This window comes from Listeria grandensis FSL F6-0971 (genome assembly GCF_000525835.1).
Classification (GTDB): Bacteria; Bacillota; Bacilli; order Lactobacillales; family Listeriaceae; genus Listeria_A; species Listeria_A grandensis.
Genome location: NZ_AODD01000062.1, coordinates 1 through 496, shown reverse-complemented (window position 1 = coordinate 496; position 496 = coordinate 1). Strand labels below are relative to the sequence as shown.

At 51.4% G+C, this 496-nt stretch carries 1 rRNA gene; it reads left to right on the top strand.

Annotation, left to right across the window (positions count from 1 at the left end):
- Positions 1-23 precede the first annotated feature (23 nt).
- A 16S ribosomal RNA gene (locus PGRAN_RS15365) occupies positions 24-496 on the top strand; the annotation flags it as partial.

Sequence of the window (496 nt, the reverse complement as noted above, 5' to 3'; positions counted from 1 at the left end):
AAGTATTCAGATTCATCTTTTATTTGAAAGAGAGTTTGATCCTGGCTCAGGACGAACGCTGGCGGCGTGCCTAATACATGCAAGTCGAACGAACCGAAGAAAGAGCTTGCTCTTTCGGACGTTAGTGGCGGACGGGTGAGTAACACGTGGGCAACCTGCCTGTAAGTTGGGGATAACTCCGGGAAACAGGGGCTAATACCGAATAATAACAAGCGTCGCATGACGCCTGTTTGAAAGATGGTTTCGGCTATCACTTACAGATGGGCCCGCGGTGCATTAGCTAGTTGGTAGGGTAATGGCCTACCAAGGCAACGATGCATAGCCGACCTGAGAGGGTGATCGGCCACACTGGGACTGAGACACGGCCCAGACTCCTACGGGAGGCAGCAGTAGGGAATCTTCCGCAATGGACGAAAGTCTGACGGAGCAACGCCGCGTGTGTGAAGAAGGTTTTCGGATCGTAAAGCACTGTTGTTAGAGAAGAACAAGGATAAGA